This is a genomic window from Curtobacterium sp. 179-B 9B NHS (assembly GCF_045370965.1).
Classification (GTDB): domain Bacteria; phylum Actinomycetota; class Actinomycetes; order Actinomycetales; family Microbacteriaceae; genus Curtobacterium.
Genome location: NZ_JBIQDQ010000002.1, coordinates 222,108 through 246,799, shown reverse-complemented (window position 1 = coordinate 246,799; position 24,692 = coordinate 222,108). Strand labels below are relative to the sequence as shown.

General features: G+C 71.5%; 22 protein-coding genes and 1 pseudogene. 15 read left to right on the top strand and 8 right to left on the bottom strand.

The annotated features are described in order from the left end of the window. Positions 1-437 precede the first annotated feature (437 nt). Entirely contained in the window at positions 438-1,553 is a 1,116-nt protein-coding gene (locus tag ACH0A8_RS02975; protein ID WP_066655104.1) for a mannose-1-phosphate guanylyltransferase, read from the bottom strand. A gap of 238 nt (positions 1,554-1,791) precedes the next feature. Here ACH0A8_RS02975 and ACH0A8_RS02970 point away from each other — a divergent pair, with 238 nt between their 5' ends. From ACH0A8_RS02970 to ACH0A8_RS02945, 6 genes are all read left to right on the top strand, one after another. Further along, a complete protein-coding gene (locus ACH0A8_RS02970; RefSeq protein ID WP_251159542.1) occupies positions 1,792-3,030 on the top strand; it encodes a glycosyltransferase family 1 protein in 1,239 nt (412 codons plus the stop codon). A 78-nt stretch (positions 3,031-3,108) separates the two neighbouring features. Next, positions 3,109-3,558, top strand: coding sequence for a succinate dehydrogenase, cytochrome b556 subunit (gene sdhC, locus ACH0A8_RS02965; protein WP_209685124.1), 450 nt, complete (start codon positions 3,109-3,111; stop codon positions 3,556-3,558). Positions 3,559-3,576: 18 nt separating this feature from the next. Next, the gene (gene sdhD / locus ACH0A8_RS02960; RefSeq protein ID WP_066655106.1) at positions 3,577-4,023 is read left to right on the top strand and encodes a succinate dehydrogenase, hydrophobic membrane anchor protein; all 447 of its coding nucleotides are present in this window, start codon (positions 3,577-3,579) and stop codon (positions 4,021-4,023) included. A 91-nt stretch (positions 4,024-4,114) separates the two neighbouring features. Further along, on the top strand, positions 4,115-5,908 hold the full coding sequence (gene sdhA, locus ACH0A8_RS02955) for a succinate dehydrogenase flavoprotein subunit (protein WP_066655109.1): 1,794 nt from the start codon (positions 4,115-4,117) through the stop codon (positions 5,906-5,908). Next, a complete protein-coding gene (locus ACH0A8_RS02950) occupies positions 5,908-6,681 on the top strand; it encodes a succinate dehydrogenase iron-sulfur subunit (protein WP_066655113.1) in 774 nt (257 codons plus the stop codon). The genes sdhA and ACH0A8_RS02950 overlap by 1 nt, the downstream gene beginning before the upstream one ends. Before the next feature lie 70 nt (positions 6,682-6,751). After that, the gene (locus ACH0A8_RS02945) at positions 6,752-7,396 is read left to right on the top strand and encodes a glycohydrolase toxin TNT-related protein (protein WP_066655114.1); all 645 of its coding nucleotides are present in this window, start codon (positions 6,752-6,754) and stop codon (positions 7,394-7,396) included. A 75-nt stretch (positions 7,397-7,471) separates the two neighbouring features. Here the strand turns inward: ACH0A8_RS02945 and ACH0A8_RS02940 are convergent, their stop codons facing one another. The 7 genes from ACH0A8_RS02940 to ptsP all read right to left on the bottom strand — a co-directional run bounded on the left by ACH0A8_RS02940 (position 7,472) and on the right by ptsP (position 14,985). After that, positions 7,472-8,143, bottom strand: a complete 672-nt coding sequence (locus ACH0A8_RS02940) for a DUF805 domain-containing protein (RefSeq protein WP_406906439.1) — start codon at positions 8,141-8,143, stop codon at positions 7,472-7,474. Continuing rightward, a complete protein-coding gene (locus tag ACH0A8_RS02935; protein WP_406906438.1) occupies positions 8,140-8,769 on the bottom strand; it encodes a DUF805 domain-containing protein in 630 nt (209 codons plus the stop codon). The genes ACH0A8_RS02940 and ACH0A8_RS02935 overlap by 4 nt, the downstream gene beginning before the upstream one ends. Positions 8,770-8,833: 64 nt before the next feature. Then, a complete protein-coding gene (locus tag ACH0A8_RS02930) occupies positions 8,834-9,766 on the bottom strand; it encodes an NADP-dependent oxidoreductase (protein ID WP_406906437.1) in 933 nt (310 codons plus the stop codon). A gap of 239 nt (positions 9,767-10,005) precedes the next feature. Next, entirely contained in the window at positions 10,006-11,160 is a 1,155-nt protein-coding gene (locus ACH0A8_RS02925; protein WP_251159547.1) for a mannitol-1-phosphate 5-dehydrogenase, read from the bottom strand. Continuing rightward, positions 11,157-11,594, bottom strand: coding sequence for a PTS sugar transporter subunit IIA (locus ACH0A8_RS02920; RefSeq protein ID WP_022907882.1), 438 nt, complete (start codon positions 11,592-11,594; stop codon positions 11,157-11,159). Before ACH0A8_RS02920 ends, ACH0A8_RS02925 begins: the two co-directional genes overlap by 4 nt. 75 nt (positions 11,595-11,669) lie before the next feature. Further along, positions 11,670-13,226: a PTS mannitol transporter subunit IICB gene (locus ACH0A8_RS02915; RefSeq protein WP_066655119.1), complete on the bottom strand. Its 1,557-nt coding sequence runs from the start codon at positions 13,224-13,226 to the stop codon at positions 11,670-11,672. A 103-nt stretch (positions 13,227-13,329) separates the two neighbouring features. Continuing rightward, entirely contained in the window at positions 13,330-14,985 is a 1,656-nt protein-coding gene (ptsP, locus tag ACH0A8_RS02910) for a phosphoenolpyruvate--protein phosphotransferase (protein ID WP_400339069.1), read from the bottom strand. Between the two features lie 261 nt (positions 14,986-15,246). Here ptsP and ACH0A8_RS02905 point away from each other — a divergent pair, with 261 nt between their 5' ends. The 9 genes and pseudogenes from ACH0A8_RS02905 (at position 15,247) to ACH0A8_RS02865 (ending at position 24,624) form a co-directional block, all read left to right on the top strand. Beyond that, the gene (locus tag ACH0A8_RS02905; RefSeq protein ID WP_058728882.1) at positions 15,247-16,017 is read left to right on the top strand and encodes a DeoR/GlpR family DNA-binding transcription regulator; all 771 of its coding nucleotides are present in this window, start codon (positions 15,247-15,249) and stop codon (positions 16,015-16,017) included. 75 nt (positions 16,018-16,092) lie between these two features. Continuing rightward, positions 16,093-16,365 carry an HPr family phosphocarrier protein gene (locus ACH0A8_RS02900; RefSeq protein ID WP_066655121.1) on the top strand — a complete coding sequence of 91 codons (273 nt, stop codon included), beginning with the start codon at positions 16,093-16,095 and terminating at the stop codon, positions 16,363-16,365. A gap of 139 nt (positions 16,366-16,504) precedes the next feature. Further along, the gene (locus ACH0A8_RS02895) at positions 16,505-17,347 is read left to right on the top strand and encodes an exodeoxyribonuclease III (protein WP_066658424.1); all 843 of its coding nucleotides are present in this window, start codon (positions 16,505-16,507) and stop codon (positions 17,345-17,347) included. 34 nt (positions 17,348-17,381) lie between these two features. Continuing rightward, a complete protein-coding gene (gene trpS, locus ACH0A8_RS02890) occupies positions 17,382-18,392 on the top strand; it encodes a tryptophan--tRNA ligase (RefSeq protein ID WP_066655123.1) in 1,011 nt (336 codons plus the stop codon). An 11-nt stretch (positions 18,393-18,403) separates the two neighbouring features. Next, positions 18,404-19,000: a GNAT family N-acetyltransferase gene (locus tag ACH0A8_RS02885; RefSeq protein WP_251155520.1), complete on the top strand. Its 597-nt coding sequence runs from the start codon at positions 18,404-18,406 to the stop codon at positions 18,998-19,000. Positions 19,001-19,012: 12 nt separating this feature from the next. Next, positions 19,013-20,134 (top strand): bifunctional diaminohydroxyphosphoribosylaminopyrimidine deaminase/5-amino-6-(5-phosphoribosylamino)uracil reductase RibD, encoded by a 1,122-nt coding sequence (gene ribD, locus ACH0A8_RS02880; protein ID WP_406906523.1) that lies wholly within the window; start codon positions 19,013-19,015, stop codon positions 20,132-20,134. A gap of 29 nt (positions 20,135-20,163) precedes the next feature. Then, positions 20,164-20,787, top strand: a pseudogene (gene ribA / locus ACH0A8_RS02875) (GTP cyclohydrolase II); the annotation flags it as partial. A 268-nt stretch (positions 20,788-21,055) separates the two neighbouring features. Continuing rightward, positions 21,056-22,477, top strand: coding sequence for an MFS transporter (locus ACH0A8_RS02870; RefSeq protein ID WP_066655129.1), 1,422 nt, complete (start codon positions 21,056-21,058; stop codon positions 22,475-22,477). A gap of 272 nt (positions 22,478-22,749) precedes the next feature. Beyond that, complete coding sequence (locus tag ACH0A8_RS02865; RefSeq protein ID WP_406906432.1) at positions 22,750-24,624, top strand: ABC transporter ATP-binding protein; 1,875 nt, start codon at positions 22,750-22,752, stop codon at positions 24,622-24,624. Positions 24,625-24,692: the final 68 nt, after the last annotated feature.

Here is a 24,692-nt window from a genome sequence, read left to right as displayed (position 1 = left end):
CGTCGACGACCGATCGTCCTGCGGAACCGGCGAAGGCCTCGGCCACGGACGCCGCCCGCTTCCGGTCGGCGTCACGCGCCTTCCAGTCGGCGTGGTCACGCTGGCGCTCCCGTTCGCGCTCCGCAGCAGCGACCGCGGCGTCGATCTGGTCGGCGAGGTCGACCAGCACGCCCGCCAGTCGTGCCCGGTCCTCGGCCTCGACCACGGCCGCCTCACGGAACCGGTCGGCGTACGAGCCAGCAGCGTCGTCGAGCGCGGATGCGACGGCGCCCGACCGCGGACCGGCCTGCCCTCGCAACGTGTCAGCGGCTCGTCGCGCGACACGTGCGAGCGCACTCGCGTCCGAAGTCTCGAACTGGATGTCCCCCATCAGCACTCCCCCGAGTCAGCCCGGCCCCCGCGACCGGAACATCACCGTACACCAGGTCGGCGGACCGTCAGAGCACGTCCCCCCGACCGCTCAGCTTCAGTGCGTCCACCACACCCTTGACCCGCTGCGCGTTCGCGCTCGTGGTGACGAGCAGCGCGTCCGGGGTGTCGACGACGACGATGTCCTCGACCCCGATGAGCGAGATGAGCCGCTGGCTGTGCGCCACGACGATGCCGCTCGACGAGTCGGCGAGGATCCGCGCGCCGTCGCCGAGCACGGCGAGGTTGTTCGCCCGCCCGCCGGACTGCAGCTTCGCGAGCGAGGCGAAGTCGCCGACGTCGTCCCAGTCGAAGTCGCCGGGCACGACGGCCATGCGCCCCGCGGCGGCGGCGGGCTCGGCCACGGTGTAGTCGATGGCGATCTTCTCGAGCCCCGGCCAGATCGCGTCGACGACCGCGCCGCGCGAGGAGGTGTCCCACGCCGCGGCGAGCTCCTCGATGCCGGCGAGCAGCTCGGGCTTCGTGCGACCGATCTCGGCGAGCAGCACGTCGGCCCGCGCGATGAACATGCCGGCGTTCCAGAGGTACGAGCCGTCCTCCAGGTAGCCGCGGGCGGTGTCGAGGTCGGGCTTCTCGACGAACGACTTCACCGCGTGCACCGTCGACGCACCCTCGACCGGGAGCGCGGCGCCGTCGGCGTGGATGTAGCCGAAGCCGATCGCCGGCTCGGTCGGGGTGATGCCGATGGTCGTCACGTACCCGGCGCGTGCGGCGGCGACGGCTTCGCGCACCGAGCGGCGGAAGCCCCGGGCGTCACCGATGACGTGGTCCGCCGCGAACGAGCCGATGACCACGTCCGGCTCACGGCGGCGCAGGATGGCGGCGGCGAGCCCGATGGCCGCGGTCGAGTCCTTCGGCTCGCTCTCGAGCACGACGTTGTGGTCGGCCACGCCGGGCAGCTGTGCCTCGACGGCTGCTCGGTGCGCCCGCCCGGTCACGACCATGATCCGCTGCTCGCCGGCGAGCGGCGCGAGCCGGTCCCAGGTCTGCCGCAGGAGCGACGCGCCGGAGCCGGTCAGGTCGTGCAGGAACTTGGGCGCGTCGGCGCGCGAGAGCGGCCAGAGGCGGGAACCGATGCCGCCGGCCGGGATGATCGCGTAGAAGTCCTCGAGTGCGTCTGCCACCCGCTCACCGTACCGGTGTCGCCGGACGTGACCTGGACGCCACCCGGACGACCGCCGCACCGCTCCTGCGGGTGCCCGCAGCGGCCGCTCGCACCGGGACGGGCCGCAGCCGACGGGACCACCGTGCCCCGCGCCTCCCGACCGGCTCGCAGCGCAGCGCGAGTTCACCGGCTGCGCGCCGCCCGTTCACCCGCACCGCCCCGGCCGGTCACGGCGCGCGCGGACCATGGACAGCACCATGAGCGCACGCAGCGTGGAGCGCGGCACGTCCCAGCGGACCGTCGCCGTCGTGACCGAGAGCTTCCTGCCCACCCTGAACGGCGTCACCACCAGCGTCCTGGCGGTCCTCGACCACCTGGAGCGCCGCGGCCACCGCGCGGTGGTGATCGCCCCGGACACCCCCGGTCTCGCTCGGTTCCGCTCGGGGACCCGGGTCGAGCGCTACCGGTCATTCGACGTGCACCGGGTGCCCGCCGTGGCATACCGGCAGTTCCCGGTCGCGCTCCCCCACCCCGTGCTCGACACGATCCTCGCCGCCTCCGGCGCCGACGTGCTGCACGCGGCGAGCCCGTTCCTGCTGGGCGGTCGCGCGATCACGGCCGCCGGGAGGCTCGGCATCCCCTCCGTCGCCGTCTTCCAGACCGACGTGGCCGGGTTCGCCCGCCGCAACGGGCTGACCGCGACCGTCCCGTTGGTCAGGAGGATCCTGGGCCGCATCCACGCGGGGGCGTCGCTGACGCTCGCCCCGTCCAGCGCGACCGCGGCGATGCTCGCCGAGGACGGCGTGCCCCGCGTCGCCCGCTGGGGCCGCGGTGTCGACACCGACCTGTTCCACCCGGACCGGCGACGCTCGGCGCACGTCCGTGCGGCGCGGCGGCGGATCGCACCGGGTGGCGAGACCATCGTCGGCTACGTCGGTCGACTCGCGCCCGAGAAGGAGGTCGAGCGGCTCGCCGAGCTCGGCGGCGTCCCGGGCATCCGGCTGGTCGTCGCCGGCGGCGGGCCGTCGCGTGCGTCCCTCGAGCGTCGGCTGCGACACCTCGACGTCACGTTCACGGGACCCCTGCGCGGCGACGCCCTGGCCGACGCCTACGCGATGCTCGACGTCTTCGTGCACACGGGTCCGGCCGAGACCTTCGGGCAGACCCTGCAGGAGGCCCACGCGAGTGGCCTGCCGGTCGTCGCGCCGGCATCGGGCGGCCCGATCGACCTCGTCGCGCCCGGCCTCGACGGCGAGCTGTACGACCCCGACGTGCCCCAGGCACTCCGTCACGCCGTGCTCGGGCTCGTGACGGACCCGGCGGCGGCCGCACGGATGGGCTCGGCCGGGCGTCTCCGGGTCGAGGGCACCACGTGGGAGGCCGTCGGCGACCAACTCCTCGCACACCACGACACCGCCCGCACGATCGGTGCTCCGCCGACCCTGTCCCGGACCCTCCGTGTCGGGTGGGACGAGAGTGTCAGCGCACGCGCATAGGATGGGACGTGTTCCACACGAACACGAACGGCAAGGGCTCGCCGATCGGACGAGCCCGTCCTATGGGAGGACTCGCTCATGGCCGAGCAGACCGCAGGCGGGACGACGATCGTCGAACCGAGAGTGACGATCGAGGCGCCCCGTGCGTCCCGGAAGCTCGAAGGAACGCTGTACCGCGGGTCCACGGGGATGTGGTCCTGGGTGCTGCACCGCATCACCGGTGTCGCGATCTACTTCTTCCTGCTCGTGCACATCCTCGACACCGCGCTGGTGCGCCTGTCCCCCGAGGCGTACAACGCCGTGATCGGCACCTACAAGACGCCGATCATGAACATCGGTGAGATCGCGCTCGTGATGGCGATCGTCTTCCACGCGCTGAACGGGCTGCGGATCATCCTGGTCGACTTCTGGTCGAAGGGGCCGAAGTACCAGCGCGCCATGTTCTGGATCGTCCTGGTCGTGTGGGCCGTCCTGATCGCGGGCTTCCTGCCCCGTCAGCTCATGAACCTCGTCGCGGACTTCCAGTAGGCGAAGGGACCCACGGACATGACCACGCAGATCGTCGAGCCGCCTCGTTCGGCCGCAGCAGCCCGCCGCACCACCAACTGGGAGAAGTGGGGGTGGATCTACATGCGCGCCTCGGGCGTCCTGCTCGTCGTGCTGATCTTCGGCCACCTCTTCGTCAACATGGTCGCCGGCGAAGGCGTCAAGCAGATCGACTTCGCCTTCGTCGCCGGCAAGTGGGCGAACCCCTTCTGGCAGGTCTGGGACTCCCTGATGCTCGTCCTCGCCCTCGTGCACGGCTCGAACGGCATGCGGACGATCATCAACGACTACGTCGCGAAGCCCGGCATCCGGAAGACCCTGCTGCTCGCGGTGCTCATCGCGTGCGTCGCGCTGGTCGTGCTCGGCCTGCTCGTCTGCTGGACGTTCGACCCGTGCCCGGCCGGCGCCGCCGCTGCCGACCTGCCGTCGTTCTGCCCCGCGCAGTAGCAGCACGGCTCGGCCACGAGCACCGCGCCGTAGACCCACGCGAACGCCGCGACCACCCCGCCGGCGCGCTGACCCACCCCGAAAGGCCCCAGTGAGCGAGACCACCGTCCACCACCACCAGCACGACATCGTCATCATCGGCGCGGGCGGTGCCGGCATGCGTGCCGCCATCGAAGCCGGCCCGAAGGCGAAGACGGCCGTCATCTCGAAGCTCTACCCGACGCGCTCGCACACCGGTGCGGCCCAGGGCGGCATGGCTGCGGCCCTGGCCAACGTCGAGGAGGACTCGTGGGAGTGGCACACCTTCGACACGATCAAGGGCGGTGACTACCTGGTCGACCAGGACGCCGCCGAGATCCTGGCGAAGGAGGCGATCGACGCCGTCATCGACCTCGAGAACATGGGCCTGCCGTTCAACCGCACGCCCGAGGGCAAGATCGACCAGCGGCGCTTCGGCGGGCACACGCGTGACCACGGCAAGGCCCCCGTCCGCCGGGCCTGCTACGCGGCCGACCGCACGGGCCACATGATCCTGCAGACGCTGTTCCAGAACTGCGTGAAGCTCGGCGTCGAGTTCCACAACGAGTTCTACGCGCTGGACCTCGTCATGGTCGACGTCGTCGGCGACGACGGGGTCACCCGTCAGCAGCCCGCTGGCGTCGTCGCGTTCGAGCTCGCGACCGGTGAACTGCACGTCTTCCACGCCAAGGCCGTGATCTTCGCGACCGGCGGCTTCGGCAAGATGTACAAGACGACCTCGAACGCCCACACCCTGACCGGTGACGGCGTCGGCATCGTCTGGCGCCAGGGTCTGCCGCTCGAGGACATGGAGTTCTTCCAGTTCCACCCGACCGGCCTCGCCGGCCTCGGCATCCTGCTCACCGAGGGTGCCCGCGGCGAGGGCGCGATCCTCCGCAACGCCTCGGGCGAGCGCTTCATGGAGCGGTACGCCCCGACCATCAAGGACCTCGCGCCCCGCGACATCGTCGCCCGGTGCATGGTGCAGGAGGTCGCCGAGGGGCGCGGTGCCGGTCCGAACAAGGACTACGTCCTCCTCGACTGCACCCACCTCGGTGCCGAGGTGCTCGAGACGAAGCTGCCGGACATCACCGAGTTCGCCCGCACCTACCTCGGTGTCGACCCGGTCGTCGAGCCGGTGCCGGTCATGCCGACCGCGCACTACGCGATGGGCGGCATCCCGACGAACACCAACGCCGAGGTGCTCTACGACAACACCACGGTCGTGCCCGGCCTGTACGCCGCCGGCGAGTGCGCCTGCGTGTCCGTGCACGGCTCGAACCGCCTCGGCACCAACTCGCTGCTCGACATCAACGTCTTCGGCAAGCGCTCGGGCAACAACGCGGCCGAGTGGGTGCAGACCGCCGAGTTCCTCCCCCTGCCCGAGGACCCGGCCGCCGGCGTCCGCGGGATGCTCGACCAGCTCCGCGCCTCGACCGGGACCGAGCGCATCGCCGTCCTCCGCAAGGAGCTGCAGGACGAGATGGACAAGAACGCGCAGGTGTTCCGCACCGACGAGTCGCTCGGCAAGATGACCGAGACGATCCACCAGCTCCGCGAGCGGTACCTGAACATCGCCGTGCAGGACAAGGGCAAGCGCTTCAACACCGACCTGCTCGAAGCCGTCGAACTCGGGTTCCTGCTCGACCTGGCCGAGGTGGTCGTGTTCTCCGCGCGGAACCGCAAGGAGAGCCGCGGCGGCCACATGCGCGACGACTACCCGAAGCGCGACGACGAGAACTACATGCAGCACACCATGGCGTACCTGACGGGCGACCCGCACTCGTCACTCGCCGACGACCACATCACACTCGACTGGAAGCCCGTCGTCGTGACGCGGTACGAGCCGATGGAGAGGAAGTACTGATGACCGACACCCTGGTCTCCGACAGCCCGCGCACCGACACCGTGCAGAGCGCTCCTCCCGGATCGTTCCCCGTCACGATCATCGTCCGCCGGTTCGACCCGGACGTCGACGACGAGCCGCGCTGGCAGGACTTCGACGTGATGATGCTGCCGACGGACCGCATCCTCGACGCCCTGCACCAGATCAAGTGGGAGCAGGACGGCTCGCTCACGTTCCGTCGGTCCTGCGCGCACGGCGTGTGCGGCTCGGACGCGATGCGCATCAACGGGCGCAACCGGCTCGCGTGCAAGACCCTGATCAAGGACCTCGACGTGTCGAAGCCGATCTACGTCGAGGCGATCAAGGGCCTGCCCCTCGAGAAGGACCTGGTCGTGGACATGGAGCCGTTCTTCCAGTCCTACCGCGAGGTCCAGCCGTTCCTGCAGGCCTCGAGCAAGCCGGAGAAGGGCAAGGAGCGCGTGCAGTCCGTCGCCGACCGCGCCCGGTTCGACGACACCACGAAGTGCATCCTCTGCGCCGCGTGCACCTCGTCGTGCCCCGTGTTCTGGACCGACGGGCAGTACTTCGGCCCGGCGGCGATCGTCAACGCACACCGCTTCATCTTCGACTCGCGCGACGACTCGGCGAACGTGCGCCTCGACATCCTCAACGACAAGGAGGGCGTGTGGCGTTGCCGCACCACCTTCAACTGCACCGACGCCTGCCCGCGCGGCATCCAGGTGACCAAGGCGATCTCCGAGGTCAAGCAGGCGATCATGCGCGGCGGCGTGTGAGACGTCGACCCACCGGGGGCACGGCGGTGTCTCGGCGAACGGCATGGAACCGGCCGGTAGGCTCGCGCCCATGACGTTCGCGGAGACCCGCCCCATCCTGGACCAGCTCGGCTACACGATCCGCTACGTGCAGCTCCCCGGTGAGACGCTCGGCGAGCCCCCGGTCGAGGGTGCACTCCGGGTCGTCCCTGCCGAGGCGCACGGTGACTTCGCGCTCGAGGTCGTCGACTACGGCACCGCTCGCCGACTCGCCACCGCGCGTGGTGAGGACGACGCCGTCGAGATGCTCCGCCGCTTCCTCAACCGCGCCTTCCCGGCACCGCGGGACATCCCCCGGCACGAGCTCGACGGGCTGCGTGACCGTGCTGCGTCGACGTACCCGCAGCTCGCACAGCAGGTCGGCCAGGCCGGTCCGCAGGGCCTCACCATCCAGATCCCGGCCGGCGTCCCCGTCGACCGGGTCGGCGGCCCCGACGGCTACCTGCTGCACCCGCTCGACACCCCGCTCCCCCAGCGGTCACTGCCGCCGCACGTCGCGGCGGCACCCGAGGTGCACCGCTACGTCGTCGACCGCCCCTTCATGGTCACGGTCACGTTCGTGCAGCCCTGGTTCGACCAGCCGGGAGGCGCGCTGCGGTTCGCGACGGCCGACCCGTCCGTCACGGTGCGCGACCTCGTCGTGGACGGTTCGCTGGTCCGTCTCCGGGTGGTCTGAGCCTCCGCCCATCTCCCTGACGTGACGAAGCGGCCCACCCCTGCCGGGGTGGGCCGCTTCGTCGTGTCCGGGCGCTCAGACCTGCGGGCCGGGTGCCTCCGGTCGGTCGTACTGCGCCCCGGCGGGGCTCGACTCCAGGCACCCGAAGACGATGCCGGCGACCCCAGCCGCGAAGGAGACCAGCCAGAAGGGGCCGGCGAGACCGGCGTCGTGCACGCGGCGCCAGCCGAGCGCGAGGGACGGGACGAACGTCGCGAGTCCCCACAGCCCGAGCAGCCCGGCGAACAGGAGCGCGACCGCCGGGAAGCCGCCGGTCGAGGTCGTGGTGCCGTACTCGTCCGTCGTGGTGGCCCCGGCCGCCCAGACGAGGATCGAGGCGATGTACGCACTGAACAGGACCGTCACCACGATCGCGTTCGCCAGGTACCACCACCAGAACTCACTGCGGCTCGCGCGCCCGTCGAACCGGGCGTACTTCTTCCAGAACCGGACGAAGGCGTCGAGGAACCCGGCGCCGTACCAGGGCGCCCAGAGCGGCGGGGCGCCGCTGGCGTCCGTCGGGATCGGCGCCTGCTGCTGGTACTGCGGGTACGGCTGTCGGTACGGCTGGTGCTGGGGGTAGGGCTGGCCGTACGGCTGCTGCTGGCCGTACGGCTGCTGCTGCTGCTGAGGCGGCTGCTGCGGCTGCGGCTGCGGCTGCGGCTGCGGCTGCTCAGGGTTCCGGTCGTGCTGCTCGCCGTTGGTCATCGCGATCCCTCCGGTCGGTCGAAGCGGGCGCCTGCGGGCTTGGAGTCGAGCAGGGTGAATACGAGGAGCGCGATCCCGCCGAAGAACGGGACCAGGCCGAGGAAGAAGAACGGGCCCGCCAGGTTCGCGTCGTGCAGGCGTCGCCACGCCAGGGCGATCGAGGGCAGCACGATCACGAGCATCCACAGGGTCCCCACGTACCCCATGATGAAGAACAGCGCGGACGGCTCGCTGACGACCGTCTCGACCCCGGACGGCGTCACGTACGTCTCGCGGCCGGACTGCGCGAACCCGATGCCCCAGATCGCGCCCAGCACGACGGAGATCGCGACGTTCCAGAGGTACACCCACCAGAACTCGCTGCGGCTCGCACGCCCGTCGAAGCGGACGTACTTCCTCCAGTAGCGCGCGTACGCCTGGACGAAGCCGATGCCGTACCAGGGTGCCCAGAGCGGAGGGCGCCCGTCCGGTCCCACCGGCGCCGAACGCTCGTACAGCGCCTGGCCCTGCGGTCGGAACTGCGGCGGCTGGTCGTACTGCGTCTGCTGGTACTGCGGCTGCTGGTACTGCGGTGCCGACGGTGGGCCCGTCGGTCCCGGTCGCTCGGACGGTCGTTGGTCGCTCACGTGATCCCCCTCGTGGTGTTCGGTCGTGCGACGTACCCGTCGAGTCAACCAGAACCGAGCGCCCTCACGGGATCAGTGCGAGCTTCCCGCCCGGGTGCTGCGACTCGAGCACCTCGGCGGCGTACATCGCGTCGGCGAGCGGGAACGTGCGCGCCACGGGCACCTCGAGCTCCCCCGCCGCGGCGAGGTCGACCAGCCGCTGCCGCACGGAGTCCCGGAAGGCCTGGCTCTCCGGCTGCGCACCGCCCACCGCGGGGAAGCCGTCCTGCTGCGCGCGGCCGAAGGCCGCGATGGTCACGATGCGGGAGCGGTCGGCGACGAGTGCCAGCGACACGTCGACCGCCTCGTCCGTCCCGACGCAGTCCAGCGCCACGTCCACACCGGAGGGTGCGAGGTCCCGGACGCGCGCCTCCAGGCCGTCGCCGTACGCGACCCACTCGCCCCCGAAGCGGCGGACGGTCTCGGCGTTGCGTTCCGAGGCGGTGCCGATGACGCGTGTGCCGAGCTGGCGGAGGAGCTGCAGGACGGCGACCCCGACCGCACCGGAGGCGCCGTGCACCAGGACCGTGTCGCGTCCCTCGGCACGGGTGACCCGGATCATGTCGGCGGCGGTGGTCCCGGCGAGCAGCAGGTTCGCGGCCTGCGGGTGGTCGAGCGACGCGGGCTTGGCGAAGACGTCCGCGGCCGGGACGGTGATGCGCTCGGCCCAGCCGCCCTCGACCCGGAAGGCGAGGACCTCGTCGCCGACCGCTCCCCCGCCCGAGGCGATCTCGGTGCCGGGGCCGACCGCGCTGATCACGCCGGACACCTCGTACCCGACCGCGATCGGCAGGTCGGACGGGTCACCCTGCCGGGTGTGCTTCGTGTCGGCGGGGTTCATGCCGGCGGCACGGACGTCGATCGTGACCTCGCCGGTGCCGGGGGCGGGCACCTCGACGTCGACGTACTCGAGGACCTCGCTGCCGCCGAACTCGGGGGTGACCCAGTGCTTCGTCATGGGGTGGACGCTACGCTCCGGGACCGGCCTGCCCTCAGGTCCGGGCGGCGCCGCAGCGTGACGGCGGCGTCTCGTCGAGACGCCGCCGGGTCGGCGAGACACCGTCGGATCCGGCTGCGTCTCGCGGGCAGCACGGCGTCTCGCGGGCAGCGCGGCGTCTCGCGGGCGGCGCGGTACCCGGACGCACGGGAGGCGCAGTGCCGGCCGGCACCGCGCCTCCAGAGCGTCGTGTCGTCGCGTCAGCCGCGCGCCGACCGCACCCGGTCGGTGAACGCCGCGTGCAGCGGGTGCTGTGCGTCGAGCCCGGTGATCTCCGTCGCCACGTCGGCGTCCGAGCGGTCCGAACGCAGCAGCTGCTGCAGCTCGACGCTCTGCTCGTCGTCGGCGACGTCGAAGCGCAGCGCAGCGCCCATCGCGTCGAGCAGCGCGGTCGGCTCGGTACCGTCCTCGGCGAGGGCGGCCGCGGGCGAGACGAAGCGCTCGTCACGCGACAGCTTGCGGAGCGGCTGCCGACCGACGCGGGTGACCGTGTCGGGCAGGTGCGGGTTCTCGAAGCGGCCGATGATCGCCTGCACGTACGAGCGGTGCACCTCGGGGTCGAGCTCGTGACGACGCACCAGCAGGTCGCTCGTCTCGGCGAGCACCGACTCGAGCTCCGACCGCACGGCCGGGATCGCGATCGCGTCCGAGATCTTGTCGGCGCCGGCGAGGAAGCCGTGGTACGCGACCGTGGCGTGTCCGGTGTTCACCGTGAAGAGCTTGCGCTCGATCGACGCGGCGAGCCCGTCGACGTAGTGCGCACCGGGGATCTCCGGCTCGTTCCCGCCGAAGGGCGTGCGGTCGATGGCCCACTCGAAGTACGTCTCGACCGTCACGTCGAGGCCGGCGCCCTCGGGCTGGGCCGGGACGATCCGGTCGACGGCGGTGTTCGCGAACACGGCCTTGGCCAGGGCCTCGTCGCGCGACTCGGCCGGGAGCGCCTCGACGATGAACTCGCGCAGGCGGTCGGTCGCGTTGATCGCGTTCTCGCACGCCATGACGGCGAGGGGCGCGGCACCGGCGTCGCGCTGCTGGAGCGCCTTCGCGATGACCGGGGCGATGAACTTCAGGACGGTCGGCCCGACGGCGCAGGTCACGATGTCGGCGGCGGCGACCTCGGCGACCACGCCGGCCTCGTCCTGCGCGCTGTTCACGGCACGGAAGCCGGTGACCTCGTGGTCCTGTGCGCCCTGGCCGACCTCGTGCACGGTGTACGAGTCGGCGGCGGCGAGGGCGTCGATGAGCGGCGCGGCGACGTCCGCGAAGACGACCTCGTAGCCAGCTTCGTGGAGCAGGAGCCCGACGAAGCCGCGCCCGATGTTGCCGGCGCCGAAGTGGACGGCGGTCCCGGTCACTCGTTGACCTCACCGAGGATCGACAGGATCGCGGCGGTGTCCGGCGCGTCGGTGAGCTTCTGGACCTCGTCCTCGTCCGAGAACACGATCGCGATCTTCGACAGGATGTCGAGGTGCTCGTTGTTCACGCCGGCGATGCCGACGACGAAGCGCACGGGGTTGCCGTCCCAGTCGATCGGGGTGGCGTAGCGGATGAACGACAGGGCCGAGGACTTGATGGCGTCCTTGGCGTCGTTCGTGCCGTGCGGGATGGCGAGGAAGTTCCCCATGTACGTCGAGACGCTCTTCTCACGCTCGAGCATCGCCGGGTAGTAGTCCGCCGTGACCGCGCCCGCAGCCTCGAGGATCTCGGCCGCCTCCTTCATCGCCTCCGACTTGGTCGGGGCGGTGTCCTCGGTGTGGATGCGGATCTGGCTCTCCTGCAGGACGGGCATCGGGGTTCTCCTTGTTCTCGACGGACGTGGTGGAGGGGACGGGTTCGCACCCGTCCCCTCCGATACTGCACTTCGTTACTGGTTCTTGAGCTGGTCGACGACCTGGTCGTACTGCGGCGCGTTCATGAAGTTGCCGACCGACACGTGCTGTGCGTTCGGGTTCTTCTGCTTCGCACGGTCGGTCAGTTCCTCCTGCGTGATGATCAGGTCCTCGGTGCCGTCGAGGTTCGCGATCGCCTTGTTGACGACCGTGACGCCCTCGATGCCCGCCTTCTTGACCTTGTTGCGCAGGACGCTGGCGCCCATGGCGCTCGAGCCCATGCCCGCATCGCAGGCGAACACGACGCTCTCGACCCGGGTCGCCGTCGCGGTGGACGCCGAACCGACGCCACCGAGCGCGGCCTCGGCCTCCTCGTCGTTGGCCGGCGCGTTGTTGCCGAGCAGGCCCGAGGTCGCGGCGTTGACGTCGCGGCCCTTGTTGGCCTGGAGCTTCGCCATCGCGGCGCTCATGTCGCCACCGTTGTTCGCCAGGTCACGCTTGCGGCTGGCGAGCAGGAAGAACGAGGCCACCGCGAACGAGACCGCCGCGGACAGGATCACCGAGAGGATGACGCCGACGTAGCTGTCCTTCGCCGTGGCGGTGAGGACGGCGATGATCGAACCGGGCGAAGCCGGCGCGACCAGGCCGGACTGGAACGCGACGTTGGTCGCGACACCGGTCGCACCGCCGAGGATGACGGCGAGGAACAGGACCGGCTTCTGCAGCACGTACGGGAAGTAGATCTCGTGGATGCCGCCGAAGAACTGGATGAGGATCGCACCGGGAGCGGTCGAGCGGGCGATGCCGACACCGAAGAAGGTGAAGGCGAGCAGGATGCCGAGACCCGGGCCGGGGTTCGCCTCGAGCAGGAACAGGATGCTCTTGCCCGACTCCTGGACCTGCTGCGCACCGAGCTGGTCGAGCACGCCGTGGTTGATCGCGTTGTTCAGGAAGAAGACCTTGGCGGGCTCGATGATGACGCTGGCGAGCGGCAGGAGCGAGCTGTCGACCAGGAACTTCACCGCGGCACCGAGGCCCTCGGCGATGAGCTTGAACAGCGGCGCGAGCCAGAAGAAGCCGACGAGCGCGAGCACGAAGCCGAGGATGCCGGCCGCGTAGTTGTTCACGAGCATCTCGAAGCCGGGCTTGATCTTGCCGTCCCAGATCTTGTCGATCTGCTTGATGAGCCACGCGCCGAGCGGGCCGCAGATCATCGCGCCGAGGATCATGATCGTGCCGTTGGCGCCGATGATCACACCCATCGCCATGATCGACCCGACGACGGCGCCGCGGGTCTCGTAGATCATCCGGCCGCCCTGGAAGGCGATCGCGAGCGGGATGAGGTAGGTCAGGATCGGGCCGACGAGACCGATGTTGGCCACGCCGTCGGTCTCACCGAAACCGCCGAGGACGCCCACGGGCGTCCACCCGGTCTCGATGAAGAAGGCGGTGATGAGGCCCCACGCGATGAAGATCGCGATGTTCGGCATCACCATGCCGGAGAGGAACGTGCCGAACTTCTGGACGGCGACGCGTGCGCCGCCCCGCGACTTCGCGGGTGCGTCGGGCGCTGCAACGGACGACGTTGTCATGTGCCTGGCTTTCTGTGATGGGTGCTGCTGCGGTGTGAAGGGGTGCTGCGGTGGTGCTGGTGCTGCGGTGGTGCGGGTGCTGCGTGGGGTGGAGCTGGTCGGGTCAGACGGCGTGCGCGGCAGCCGCGGCGGACTTGGCCGCCGCCGCGGTGCTCGCGGCGAGTGCCGCCTTCGCCATCTCGCGGGCCTGCTCGAGCGAGTGCTTGCCGAGTTCGGCGCGCACGTCGGCCAGGGCCGCGGGGGTCATGGACAGGGTGGTGGCGCCGAGGCCGACGAGCACGACGGCGAGCAGCGGGTCGGCCGCGGCCTCGCCGCAGATGCCCACGGCCTTGCCCGCGTCGGCGCCGGCCGCACCGAGCTGTGCGACGAGGCGCAGCACGGCGGGGTGCCACGGGTCCTGGTAGGACGCGACGGTGCCGAGCATGCGGTCGGCGGCCATCGTGTACTGGGTCAGGTCGTTCGTGCCGATCGACACGAAGTCGGCGTTCGTGAAGACCTGCTCGGCCATGAGTGCGAGCGAGGGCACCTCGGCCATGACACCGGCGGTGCGGATGCCGAGCTCGCGGGCCAGGTCGACGAAGTACTCGGTCTCCTCGGCGTCGGCGACCATCGGTGCCATCACCCAGAGGTCGGCCTCGGTCGCCGCGTCGGCCTGGGCGAGCGCGGTGAGCTGGTCGCGGAGGACCTCCTCGTGGTTCCGCAGCGCGCGCAGTCCGCGACGGCCGAGTGCCGGGTTCTCCTCGTCCTTGTCGGTGAGGAAGGGCAGCGGCTTGTCCGCGCCGGCGTCGAGCGCGCGGACGACGACCTTCTTGCCGGGGAACGCCTCGAGCAGCTGGCGGTAGGACTCGGTCTGCTGCTCGACGGTCGGCGCCTTCGGCGAGTCGAGGAAGAGGAACTCGGTGCGGAAGAGCCCCACGCCCTCCGCACCGAGAGCAACGGCGCCGGCGGCGTCGGCGGGGCTGCCGAGGTTCGCGAGCAGCGGGACGGTGTGGCCGTCGGCGAGGGCACCGGCGGTCAGCGGTGCGGCGGCGGCGGCGAGGCGGTCCGCGATGCGCTGGTCGACGTCGGCCACGAGCTCGGTGGACGGGTCGGTGACGACGGTGCCGGCCGCGGCGTCCACGACGACGTGGGTGCCGTCGGACAGGTCGTCGGCGCCGGTGACGCCGACGATCGCGGTGATGCCCTTGGCACGGGCGAGGATCGCGGTGTGGGAGGTCGGGCCGCCGTCACGGGTGACGAGGGCGAGCACCTTGTCGAGGTCGAGCAGCGCGGTGTCGGCCGGCGCCAGGTCACGGGCGACGAGGACGAAGGGGGTGTCCGACTCGGGGACGCCCGGGGCGGGGACACCGCGGAGCTTCGCGATGATGCGCTGTGCCACGTCGTCGAGGTCGGCCGCGCGCTCCCCCATGTAGCCGCCCATGCCGACGAGGAGGTCACGGAACTGGCCGAATGCCTCGAACACCGCACGCTCGGCATTGGTGCCGCCGTCGATGCGGGCGTGCACGTCGTCGAGGAGCGTCGGGTCCTGCGCCATGAGCGCCTGCGCCTCGAGCACGGCCTGGGCGTCGCCGCCGGCGAGCTGTCCGCGCTTGTTGAGGTCCTCGGCCACGGCCGCGAGCGCCTCGGCGACGGCGTGCTTCGCGTCGTCCGCCGTGCCGGCCAGCGCGTCCTTCGAGGGTTCGCCGAGCGGGTCCGCCATGCGGAGCACGGGGCCGTGGGCGACGCCACGGCCGACGCCGGTGCCGAGCAGTTCGGACATTCGAGACTCCTTCATCTCCACGCGCTCACGGTGGGGGTGGTTCGTTCGGTGCGCAGCGACACGAACGGACCACGCCCGTGCGGCTTGGCAGCACACTACCCCGATCCGCGTTGACAAACAAACACATCCGGGGATAAAAATGCAGAAACAGATGCCCGTTTGCGTCTGGCGGACGAAGCGATCCGGACGGATCCGGCGCCGGTCTGCCCGAGCATGCCCGTTCTGTTCCGAGCAGGCCGATCGACCGAGACGACGAGGTCCATGTACGCACCAGAGCGCCACCAGCGCATCGTCGAGCGCGCCAGGTCGCAGGGACGGGTCGACGTGAAGGACCTCGCCGAGCTGCTCGAGGTCACGCCCGAGACCATCCGTCGTGACCTCACCAGCCTGGAGCGCCGTGGGCTCGTCCGTCGTGCACACGGTGGCGCGATCCCCGTCGAGCGGATCACCCTGCACCCGGGCGTCGGCGACCGCGGCGGCATCAACCAGGCCGAGAAGATGGTCATCGCCGAGGCGGCCCTCGCCGAGCTGCCGGAGAACGGCTCGGTGATGATCGACGCCGGGACCTCGACGATCTGCCTGGCCGAGATGCTCCCCACCGACCGCGGGCTCACCGTCGTGACCCACTCGCTGCCGGTCGCCATGGCCGTCGCGAACCGGTCCGGCATCGACCTGCACCTGCTCGGTGGCAACATCCGCAGCGACTCGCTCGCCGGCGTCGGCACGTGGACGCACCAGCTCATCGGCATGGTCAGCGTCGACGTCGCCTTCATCAGCATCAACGGCATCACGCCCGAGCGCGGGCTGACGACCCACAACATGGCCGAGGCCGCCGTGAAGAGCGCGATGATCAAGTCCGCCCGCAGGAGCATCCTGCTCGCGGACCACACCAAGTTCGGCCGCGAGGAGTTCGGTCGCGTCGCGCCGCTCGCCGCGATCGACACGATCATCACCGACCCCGGCGTGAACGCCGACCTCGTGCGCGAGGTCGAGGCCGCCGGCACCGAGGTCCTCTGGCCCGGTCGCGACTGACCGGCGCCGGTCCCCGGGACCGCCCACCACGCGCTCGCTAGCATGAGCGCACCACCCGTCGACAGGAGTCCATCGATGTCCGAAGCCACCCGCACCGTCACCGTCGCCAGCGCGTCCGGCCTGCACGCCCGCCCCGCGTCCCTCTTCGTCCAGACCGTCACCGCGTCCGGTCACCAGGTGACGATCGCCAAGGGCGACAAGTCCGGCAACGCGGGCAGCATCCTCGCGCTCCTCGGCCTGGGCATCGAGAACGGCGACGAGGTCACCCTCACGGTGACCGGCGACGACGCCGAGACGACGGCCGACAGCCTGGTCGAGTTCCTGCAGACGGACCACGACGCGGCCTGAGCAGGTCGGTCGCGCGACGCGACCACGTGACGGACGGGAGGCACGGTGCCAGCTGGCACCGTGCCTCCCGTCCGTCTGTCGCGACCCACGGCGACGGGCTGCGACGGAGCCGTCGGCCCGCGTCGGTAGGGTGGTCGGCATGACACGCCTGCGCCTCGCATCCGTCAACGTGAACGGCGTCCGCGCCGCGTTCCGGAAGGGCATGGGCGACTGGCTCGCCACCCGCGACGTCGACGTGCTCGCCCTGCAGGAGGTCCGCGCCTCGACCGACGACCTGGCGGGGCTGCTCGGCGACGAGTGGGACATCGTGCACGACCCCGCGACGGCGAAGGGCCGCGCGGGGGTGGCGATCGCCTCGCGGCACCGCGCGCACGTCCACCGTGTGGAGCTCGGCCCGTCCGACTTCGACTCCGCCGGGCGCTGGATCGAGGCCGACTACGAGCTCGACGGCACCACGGTCACGGTGGTGTCCTGCTACGTCCACTCGGGCGAGGTCGACACCCCCAAGCAGGACGAGAAGTGGAAGTTCCTCGACGGGATGACCGAGCGGCTCCCCGCGCTGCGCGAGCACAACCCGCTCGCGGTCGTCGTCGGCGACCTCAACGTCGGGCACGACCAGCGCGACATCAAGAACTGGAAGGGCAACGTCAAGCGCGCCGGTTTCCTGCCGCGGGAGCGCGCCTACTTCTCGCGGTTCTTCGGCGCCGAGGGCGAGCAGGTCGAGGGCGCCGACGGGTCCACCGCGCCGGGTCTCGGCTGGGTCGACGTCGGCCGTGAGCAGGCCGGCGACGTCGACGGTCCCTACACGTGGTGGTCGTGGCGCGGGCAGGCGTTCGACAACGACTCCGGATGGCGCATCGACTACCAGGTGGCCACCCCCGACCTCGCCGCGAAGGTCACGAGCTGCACGGTCGACCGCGCTGCGGCGTACGACCAGCGATGGTCCGACCACGCCCCCGTGGTCGTCGACTACGAGCTCTGACCCCCTCCCCTCCACGCAGTACAGGAACACCCTCATGACCAAGACGCGCATCTTCTCGGGCATCCAGCCGTCGGCCGGATCCCTCCACCTCGGCAACTACGTCGGGGCGCTCATGCAGTGGCGCGACCTGCAGGACGACCACGACGCCATCTACTGCGTGGTCGACATGCACGCGATCACGTCCCCGCAGGACCCCGCGGAGCTCCGCGCGAGCACCCGGGCGACCGCGGCGCAGTACATCGCCTCCGGCATCGACCCGACGAAGTCGACCCTGTTCGTGCAGTCGCACGTGCCGGCGCACGCCGAACTCGCCTGGGTGCTGAACACCCTGACGGGGTTCGGCGAGGCGAGCCGCATGACCCAGTTCAAGGACAAGTCGGCACGGCAGGGCGCCGAGGCGGCCTCGGTCGGGCTCTTCACGTACCCGGTCCTCATGGCGGCGGACATCCTGCTCTACGACACCGCCGTGGTGCCGGTCGGCGACGACCAGCGACAGCACGTCGAGCTGACGCGGGACCTGGCGACCCGGTTCAACTCCCGCTTCGGCGACACCTTCGTCGTCCCGAAGGCGCAGATCGGCACCGAGACCGCACGCATCTACGACCTGCAGGACCCGACGAGCAAGATGAGCAAGTCCGCCGCGTCGGACAACGGCCTCATCCGCCTGCTCGACGACCCGAAGCGCACCGCGAAGAAGATCCGCTCCGCCGTCACCGACACCGAGCGCGAGATCCGGGCGGACCGCCAGGAGAAGCCCGGCGTGACCAACCTGCTCGCGATCCTGTCGGCGTTCACGCGGACCCCGGTCGCGTCGCTCGAGGAACAGTTCGTCGGCAAGGGCTACGGCGACCTCAAGGGTGCCGTGGCCGACGCCGTCGTCGCCGAGCTCGAGCCCGTGCGCGCCCGGACGCTCGAACTGCTCGACGACCCTGCGGAGCTCGACCGGCTGCTCGCCGTCGGCGCCGAGCGTGCCGAGTCCATCGCGCAGGCCACGCTCGCCCGCGTGTACGACCGCATCGGCTTCGTGCCCCGCTCGCGCGGCTGACGATGCTCCCCGTGACGCTGTCGTCGGACCGGGTGCACCTCACGGTGCCGACCCGGTCCGACACCGCGGCCATCACGCGGGGCTGCCAGGACCCGTCGGTCGTGCGGTGGACGACCGTCCCGACGCCGTACACGGACCGCGACGCGCAGACCTTCGTCGACGCGCTGGTCGGCCCGGGGTGGGCGTCCGACCGCGAGTACACGTGGGGCATCCGGCGCCCGGGGTCGACGTGGCTCGAGGGTGTGGTGTCGTTCCGCACCGAGCACCGCGACCTCGGCTTCTGGCTCGCACCGACGGCCCGTGGCGAGGGGCTGATGCACGCGGCGGTGGAGCTCGTCGTCGCGTGGGCGTTCTCCCAGGGGGCGCCCGACGTGTACTGGGAGTGCTACGAGGGCAACGTCGGCTCCGCCTCGGTGGCCCGCGCCGGCGGCTTCTCGTTCACCGGCACCGGGACCGCCCGGATCCCGGACCGGGACGGCGGGCCGACGACCGCGTGGACCGGCCTCCGTCGCGCGGACGGCGTCCCTGCGTCCGACCTGCCCTGGCCCGCGGCGTCGTTCGCTGACAGGGGACAGCAAGGTGACGCGTCATCGACGCCTCGTCGGTAGTGTCGGAGCGTGATGTCGCCGTCCGACCCGCGCGCCCGCCCCGAGGAACTCCGGGCGATGCGCCGCGCCCTCGAGCTCGCCGCGCTCGGACCGGTCGTCGGTGACCACGCCCGCGTCGGTGCCGTGCTCCTCTCCCCCGCCGGGGACGTCCTCGCCGAGGGCTGGCACAAGGGCGCGGGGACCCCGCACGCCGAGGTCGACGCGATGGCGAAGGTGCCCGCCGAACAGCTGCGGGGCGCCACCGCCGTCGTGACGCTCGAGCCGTGCAACCACGTCGGTCGCACCGGCCCCTGCGCGCTCGCCCTGATCGAGGCCGGCGTCGGCCGCGTCGTCTACGCCGTCGACGACCCGGGTGAGCAGGCGAGCGGCGGGGCCGAGCGACTGCGGACGTCCGGCGTCGAGGTCGTCAGCGGCGTCCTCGCCGACGAGGCCGAGGCGTTCCTCGAGCGCTGGCTGCTGTCCGTCCGCACCGGGCGCCCGTGGGTGACCGTGAAGTGGGCGTCGAGCCTCGACGGTCGCGCGGCCGCCGCCGACGGCACGAGCAAGTGGATCACCGGCGCGGCAGCCCGACAGCACGTGCACGAGCAGCGTGCCGCCCACGACGCGATCCTGGTCGGCACCGGCACCGTGCTCGCCGACGACCCGAGCCTCACCGCACGCGGCGACGCCGGCGAACTGCTCGCCGACCAGCCGCTCCCCGTCGTCGTCGGCGACCGAGCGGTGCCCGACGACGCGGCCGTCCGACGCCACCCACGCGGCCTGCTCGCCCTGCCGGGGCACGACCTCGCCGCCGCGCTGCGCACCCTGCGCGACCACGGCGTGCACAGCGTCCTCGTCGAGGGCGGTCCCACCGTGGCCTCGGCGCTCGTCGCCGCGGGCCTCGTCGACGAGCTGCTCGTGTACCTCGCGCCCGTGCTGCTCGGTGGCCCGCGCGTCGCGATCGGTGACGTCGGCGTGGGAAGCATCGGCGACCGCCACCCGTTGGACATCACATCGACCACCAGCCTGGGACCCGACCTCCTGGTCCGCGCTCGACCCCACCGCGCCCGGACCGCCCGTGCCGACGACGCGACGTCGACGGCCGCGACGACCAGGACCGCCGACCAGGCACAGAACGACCGGAGCACCCCATGACCGACGCCCTCACCTCCCCCACCCCGGGCAGCCCGGTGCAGTTCGAGGTCGCGACCACCGTCCCGACCACCCACGGCACGTTCGAGATGCGGGCCTACCGCGACCTCGTCACGAGCGCCGAGCACGTCGCGATCATTGCCGCGCTGCCCGACGGATCGGCCCCCGGGGACGACGCCCTGGTCCGCGTGCACTCGGAGTGCCTGACCGGCGAGGCGTTCGGGTCGCTGAAGTGCGAGTGCGGGCCGCAGCTCGACGCCGCGCTCGACACCATCGCCACCGAGGGCGGGGTCGTGATCTACCTGCGCGGGCAGGAGGGACGCGGTATCGGGCTGATCAACAAGCTCAAGGCCTACCGCCTGCAGGAGGACGGTCTCGACACGCTCGACGCGAACCTCGCGCTCGGACTGCCGGCCGACTCCCGCGAGTACGGCGGCGCGGCGGGCATCCTCACCGACCTCGGCATCGCCCGCGTCCGACTGCTCTCGAACAACCCCGAGAAGCGTCGGCAGCTCGAGGAGCACGGCATCGCGGTGTCGTCGCTGGTCCCGCTCGTGGTCGGCGTCGTCGCGCAGAACGCCGGGTACCTCGACACCAAGCGCGACCGCATGGGCCACCAGCTGCCCGCGCACCTGGAGACCGGCGCGACCAGCTGACGGCGGTGGCCGGCTGACGGTCGTGGCCGGCTGACGGCGGTGGCGGCGGCTGACGGACGCTCCGCGACGCGCGGACGCTGCCACGGGCCTCCCGGCCGATTTCCAGCTGCGCGACGGGTGTCGTAAGGTGAGGGTTCCGTCACGAGCGGTCCACCACCCACCGAACGCACCCGGTCCGAGCCCGCGCCACCCCGCGCGACCGACCGGTGTCCGCAGCCTCGGTACACCGCCGCGCTCCTCGTGAGTGCTCCCCTCGGAGTCCCCGTACATGACCGCCGCCCCGGCACCCGCCGCCACGACCGACACGAAGGCCACCGGCAACCCGCGCTCCCGCGTGATCATCGCCAGCCTCGTCGGAACCTCCATCGAGTTCTACGACTTCTACGTCTACGCGACCGCCGCCGTCCTCGTCTTCCCCACGCTGTTCTTCCCCAACGAGGACCCGACGGCCTCGCAGCTGTCGTCCTTCGTCACGTTCGCCCTGGCGTTCTTCGCCCGCCCGGTGGGGTCGATCGTCTTCGGCCACTTCGGCGACCGTGTCGGTCGCAAGGCCACCCTCGTCGCGTCGCTGCTCGTGATGGGGACCGCCACGTTCCTGATCGGCTGCCTGCCGACCTTCGCGTCGATCGGCATCTGGGCACCGGTCCTGCTCGCCGTGATGCGCTTCGCCCAGGGCGTCGGGCTCGGCGGCGAGTGGTCCGGCGCGGCGCTGCTCGCGACCGAGAACGCGCCGAAGGGCAAGCGCGGTGTGTTCGGGTCGATGCCGCAGCTCGGCGCCCCGATCGGCTTCCTGCTCGCGAACGGCCTGTTCATCGCGATCAACGCCGCGATGCCCGCCGGTGCGGACGGCACCCCGAACGCCGACTTCCAGGCGTGGGGCTGGCGCATCCCGTTCCTGCTCTCGGCCGTCCTCGTGATCGTCGGCCTCTACGTCCGGTTCAAGCTCGTCGAGTCCACGGTGTTCCGCGGCGTGCAGGAGTCCGGCTCGGTCGCCAAGGTGCCGCTCGGACGGGTGTTCCGCACCTCGTGGAAGGCCCTGATCGTCGGCACCTTCGGCATGGTCGCGACCTACGTGCTCTTCTACTTCATGACGACGTTCACGCTGTCCTACGGCACCACCGCCGCCGAGGCCGGCCCGCTGGTGCCGAAGGTCGGCCTCGGGTACAGCCGGGGCGAGTTCCTCACGCTGCTCATGATCGGCGTCGTGTTCTTCGGCGTCTTCACCCCGATCGCCGGGTGGCTCGCCGACAGGTACGGCCGCCGACGCACGCTGATCCCCACCACGATCGGCATCGCCCTGTTCGGCCTGACGTTCCAGTTCTGGTTCGCCGCGTCGACCGGGCCGATCACCGTCGTCACGTTCCTGGTCGTGGGGCTCTCGCTCATGGGCCTGACGTTCGGTCCGATGGGGGCCCTGCTGCCGGAGCTCTTCCCGACGAACGTCCGCTACACCGGGTCGGCGATCGCCTACAACGTGGCGTCGATCCTCGGGGCGTCGCTCGCTCCGACGATCGCCCTGGCGCTGTGGCAGCCGGACGGCACGATCGTCTGGGTCGGGCTCTACCTGACGCTCGCCGCCGTGGTGACCGTGGTCGCGCTGTTCTTCGTCCGTGAGACGAAGGGTGCGGGGCTCGACGAGGCCGACGCAGCCGGCTCGCCGGACGCTGCTCCGGCAGACGTGCGGGCATGACCGGCGCGTCCTGACGCGACCACCCGACGGACGGGAGGCGCGGTGCCGGTCCGGCACCGCGCCTCCCGTCCGTCGCGTCCAGGGTCGCGCGCGCGATGTCGCCTGCGCGTGCTGCCGCTGTGGGACGACACCCCCGACGTCGTCCGACAGCGGGGATGTCGTTCAACGGCGAGACGACCAACACGACGCCGCGCACCACGCTCCCACGGGACGGTGCGAAGATGGACGACGGCCGCCAGCACACCCCGCACGGGCGGCAGGAACCAGGAACGATGAGCCTCTTCTCCGCACGCCGCAAGCCGTCCGAGGGCCCACGGGCGAGCTTCGGCCGCCTGCTGACCTACCTGTTCGAGAACAAGCCCGCGATGGCCCTGATCATCGTGCTGAGCGTACTCGGAGCCGGCGCCTCGCTCGCGCAGCCGTTGCTCGTCAACCAGGTCGTCACCGCCGTGCAGCACGGCGAGACGCTCTCGATCCTGGTCTGGGCGCTCGTCGCCCTCGTGCTCGTCTCGGGCGTGCTGAACGGCGTGCAGCACTTCCTGCTCCAGCGCGCCGGCGAGGGCGTGGTGCTCTCCACCCGCCGCAAGCTCATCGCGCGGATCCTCAACCTGCCGATCTCGGAGTTCGACACCCGCCGCACCGGCGACCTCGTGTCCCGCGTCGGCAGCGACACGACGCTCCTGCGCGCCGTGCTCACGCAGGGACTCATCGAGTCGATCGGTGGCGCCCTGACGTTCGTCGGCGCGATCATCGCGATGGCGGTCATCGACCCCGTGCTCCTCGGCATCACCGTCGTCATCGTCCTCGTCGCGATCGTCGTCGTCGGCGGGCTCAGCCGACGCATCCGCCTCGCGTCGAAGCGTGCCCAGGAGAAGGTCGGCGACCTGACCGCGGCGGTCGAGCGGGGCATCGGTGCCGTCCGCACGATCCGTGCCGCCGGGGCCACCGGCCGCGAGGTCGCCGAGGTCGACGGCCACGCCACCGAGGCCTACCGCCGCGGCCTGGACATCGCGAAGATGTCGGCGTTCGTGGTGCCGGTCGCGAGCATCGTGATGCAGGTCGCGTTCATCGCCGTCCTCGGGGTCGGGGGTGCACAGGTCGCCGCGGGGCAGATCACCATCGCCACGCTGATCACCTTCATCCTGCTGCTCTTCATGATGGTCATGCCGCTCGGGCAGGCCCTCGGCGCAGCCGTCGCGGTCGCGCAGGCACTCGGCGCCCTCGGCCGCATCGAGGAGATCCTGCACCTGCCGACGGAGGACCAGGACGACGGTGCCGTCCGGGTCGCCGCGGCGACGGAGACCGACGACGCGATCGCGTTCGAGCACGTGACGTTCCGGTACGCGCGGGCTGCGGATGCGTCGGGCGCGGACGGCGCGTCGGGCGCGGGCGGCGCGTCGGGCGCGAGGGGCGCGACGGACCGGTCGGGAGGCTCGGGTGCGGCCGACGCCGCGCCCTCCGCCGAGGACGTGGTGCTGGACGACGTGTCGTTCCGCGTGCCCCGCGGCGCGCGGGTGGCGCTGGTCGGCCCCTCCGGGGCCGGCAAGTCCACGACGCTCGCGCTCATCGAGCGCTTCTACGACCCGACCTCGGGCGTGATCCGGCTCGGCGGCGTCGACGTCCGCGGGCTCGACCGCGCCGAGCTCCGCGCGCAGATCGGGTACGTCGAGCAGGACGCCCCCGTGCTCGCCGGCACCATCCGGGCGAACCTGCTGCTCGGCTCCCCCGACGCGTCCGAGGCCGAGTGCGTCCGGGTGCTCGAGGCCGTCAACCTCGGCGACGTGCTGCACCGCGACCCCCGCGGGCTCGACGCCCAGGTCGGTGAGGACGGCGTCATGCTGTCCGGCGGTGAGCGGCAACGGCTCGCGATCGCCCGGGCGCTGCTCGCCGCGCCCCCGATCCTGCTGCTCGACGAGTCGACGTCCTCGCTCGACGGGGTGAACGAGCAGAAGATGCGGCTCGCGATCGACGCCGTCGCGGCCGACCGGACGCTGCTCGTCATCGCGCACCGGCTGTCGACCGTCGTCGACTCCGACGTCATCGTCGTGCTCGAGCACGGCCGTGTCGTCGGTACAGGCACGCACTCGGAGCTCGTGCGGTCCACCCCGCTCTACCGCGACCTCGCGAAGCACCAGCTGCTCGTCTGACGTCGATCCCGCGGAACGCAACGTCGGCGGTTCCTCGCAGGGCTGTACCGCTGCGGGGAACCGCCGAC

Excerpts from the sequence above, each read along its gene's own strand:
- ACH0A8_RS02970 (WP_251159542.1), top strand. The coding sequence starts at position 1,792 with ATGAGCGCACGCAGCGTGGAGCGCGGCACGTCCCAGCGGACCGTCGCC.
- sdhC (WP_209685124.1), top strand. The coding sequence starts at position 3,109 with ATGGCCGAGCAGACCGCAGGCGGGACGACGATCGTCGAACCGAGAGTG.
- sdhD (WP_066655106.1), top strand. The coding sequence starts at position 3,577 with ATGACCACGCAGATCGTCGAGCCGCCTCGTTCGGCCGCAGCAGCCCGC.
- ACH0A8_RS02950 (WP_066655113.1), top strand. The coding sequence starts at position 5,908 with ATGACCGACACCCTGGTCTCCGACAGCCCGCGCACCGACACCGTGCAG.
- ACH0A8_RS02945 (WP_066655114.1), top strand. The coding sequence starts at position 6,752 with ATGACGTTCGCGGAGACCCGCCCCATCCTGGACCAGCTCGGCTACACG.
- ACH0A8_RS02940 (WP_406906439.1), bottom strand. The coding sequence starts at position 8,143 with ATGACCAACGGCGAGCAGCACGACCGGAACCCTGAGCAGCCGCAGCCG.
- ACH0A8_RS02930 (WP_406906437.1), bottom strand. The coding sequence starts at position 9,766 with ATGACGAAGCACTGGGTCACCCCCGAGTTCGGCGGCAGCGAGGTCCTC.
- ACH0A8_RS02920 (WP_022907882.1), bottom strand. The coding sequence starts at position 11,594 with ATGCCCGTCCTGCAGGAGAGCCAGATCCGCATCCACACCGAGGACACC.
- ACH0A8_RS02915 (WP_066655119.1), bottom strand. The coding sequence starts at position 13,226 with ATGACAACGTCGTCCGTTGCAGCGCCCGACGCACCCGCGAAGTCGCGG.
- ptsP (WP_400339069.1), bottom strand. The coding sequence starts at position 14,985 with ATGTCCGAACTGCTCGGCACCGGCGTCGGCCGTGGCGTCGCCCACGGC.
- ACH0A8_RS02905 (WP_058728882.1), top strand. The coding sequence starts at position 15,247 with ATGTACGCACCAGAGCGCCACCAGCGCATCGTCGAGCGCGCCAGGTCG.
- ACH0A8_RS02900 (WP_066655121.1), top strand. The coding sequence starts at position 16,093 with ATGTCCGAAGCCACCCGCACCGTCACCGTCGCCAGCGCGTCCGGCCTG.
- ACH0A8_RS02895 (WP_066658424.1), top strand. The coding sequence starts at position 16,505 with ATGACACGCCTGCGCCTCGCATCCGTCAACGTGAACGGCGTCCGCGCC.
- trpS (WP_066655123.1), top strand. The coding sequence starts at position 17,382 with ATGACCAAGACGCGCATCTTCTCGGGCATCCAGCCGTCGGCCGGATCC.
- ribD (WP_406906523.1), top strand. The coding sequence starts at position 19,013 with ATGTCGCCGTCCGACCCGCGCGCCCGCCCCGAGGAACTCCGGGCGATG.
- ACH0A8_RS02870 (WP_066655129.1), top strand. The coding sequence starts at position 21,056 with ATGACCGCCGCCCCGGCACCCGCCGCCACGACCGACACGAAGGCCACC.
- ACH0A8_RS02865 (WP_406906432.1), top strand. The coding sequence starts at position 22,750 with ATGAGCCTCTTCTCCGCACGCCGCAAGCCGTCCGAGGGCCCACGGGCG.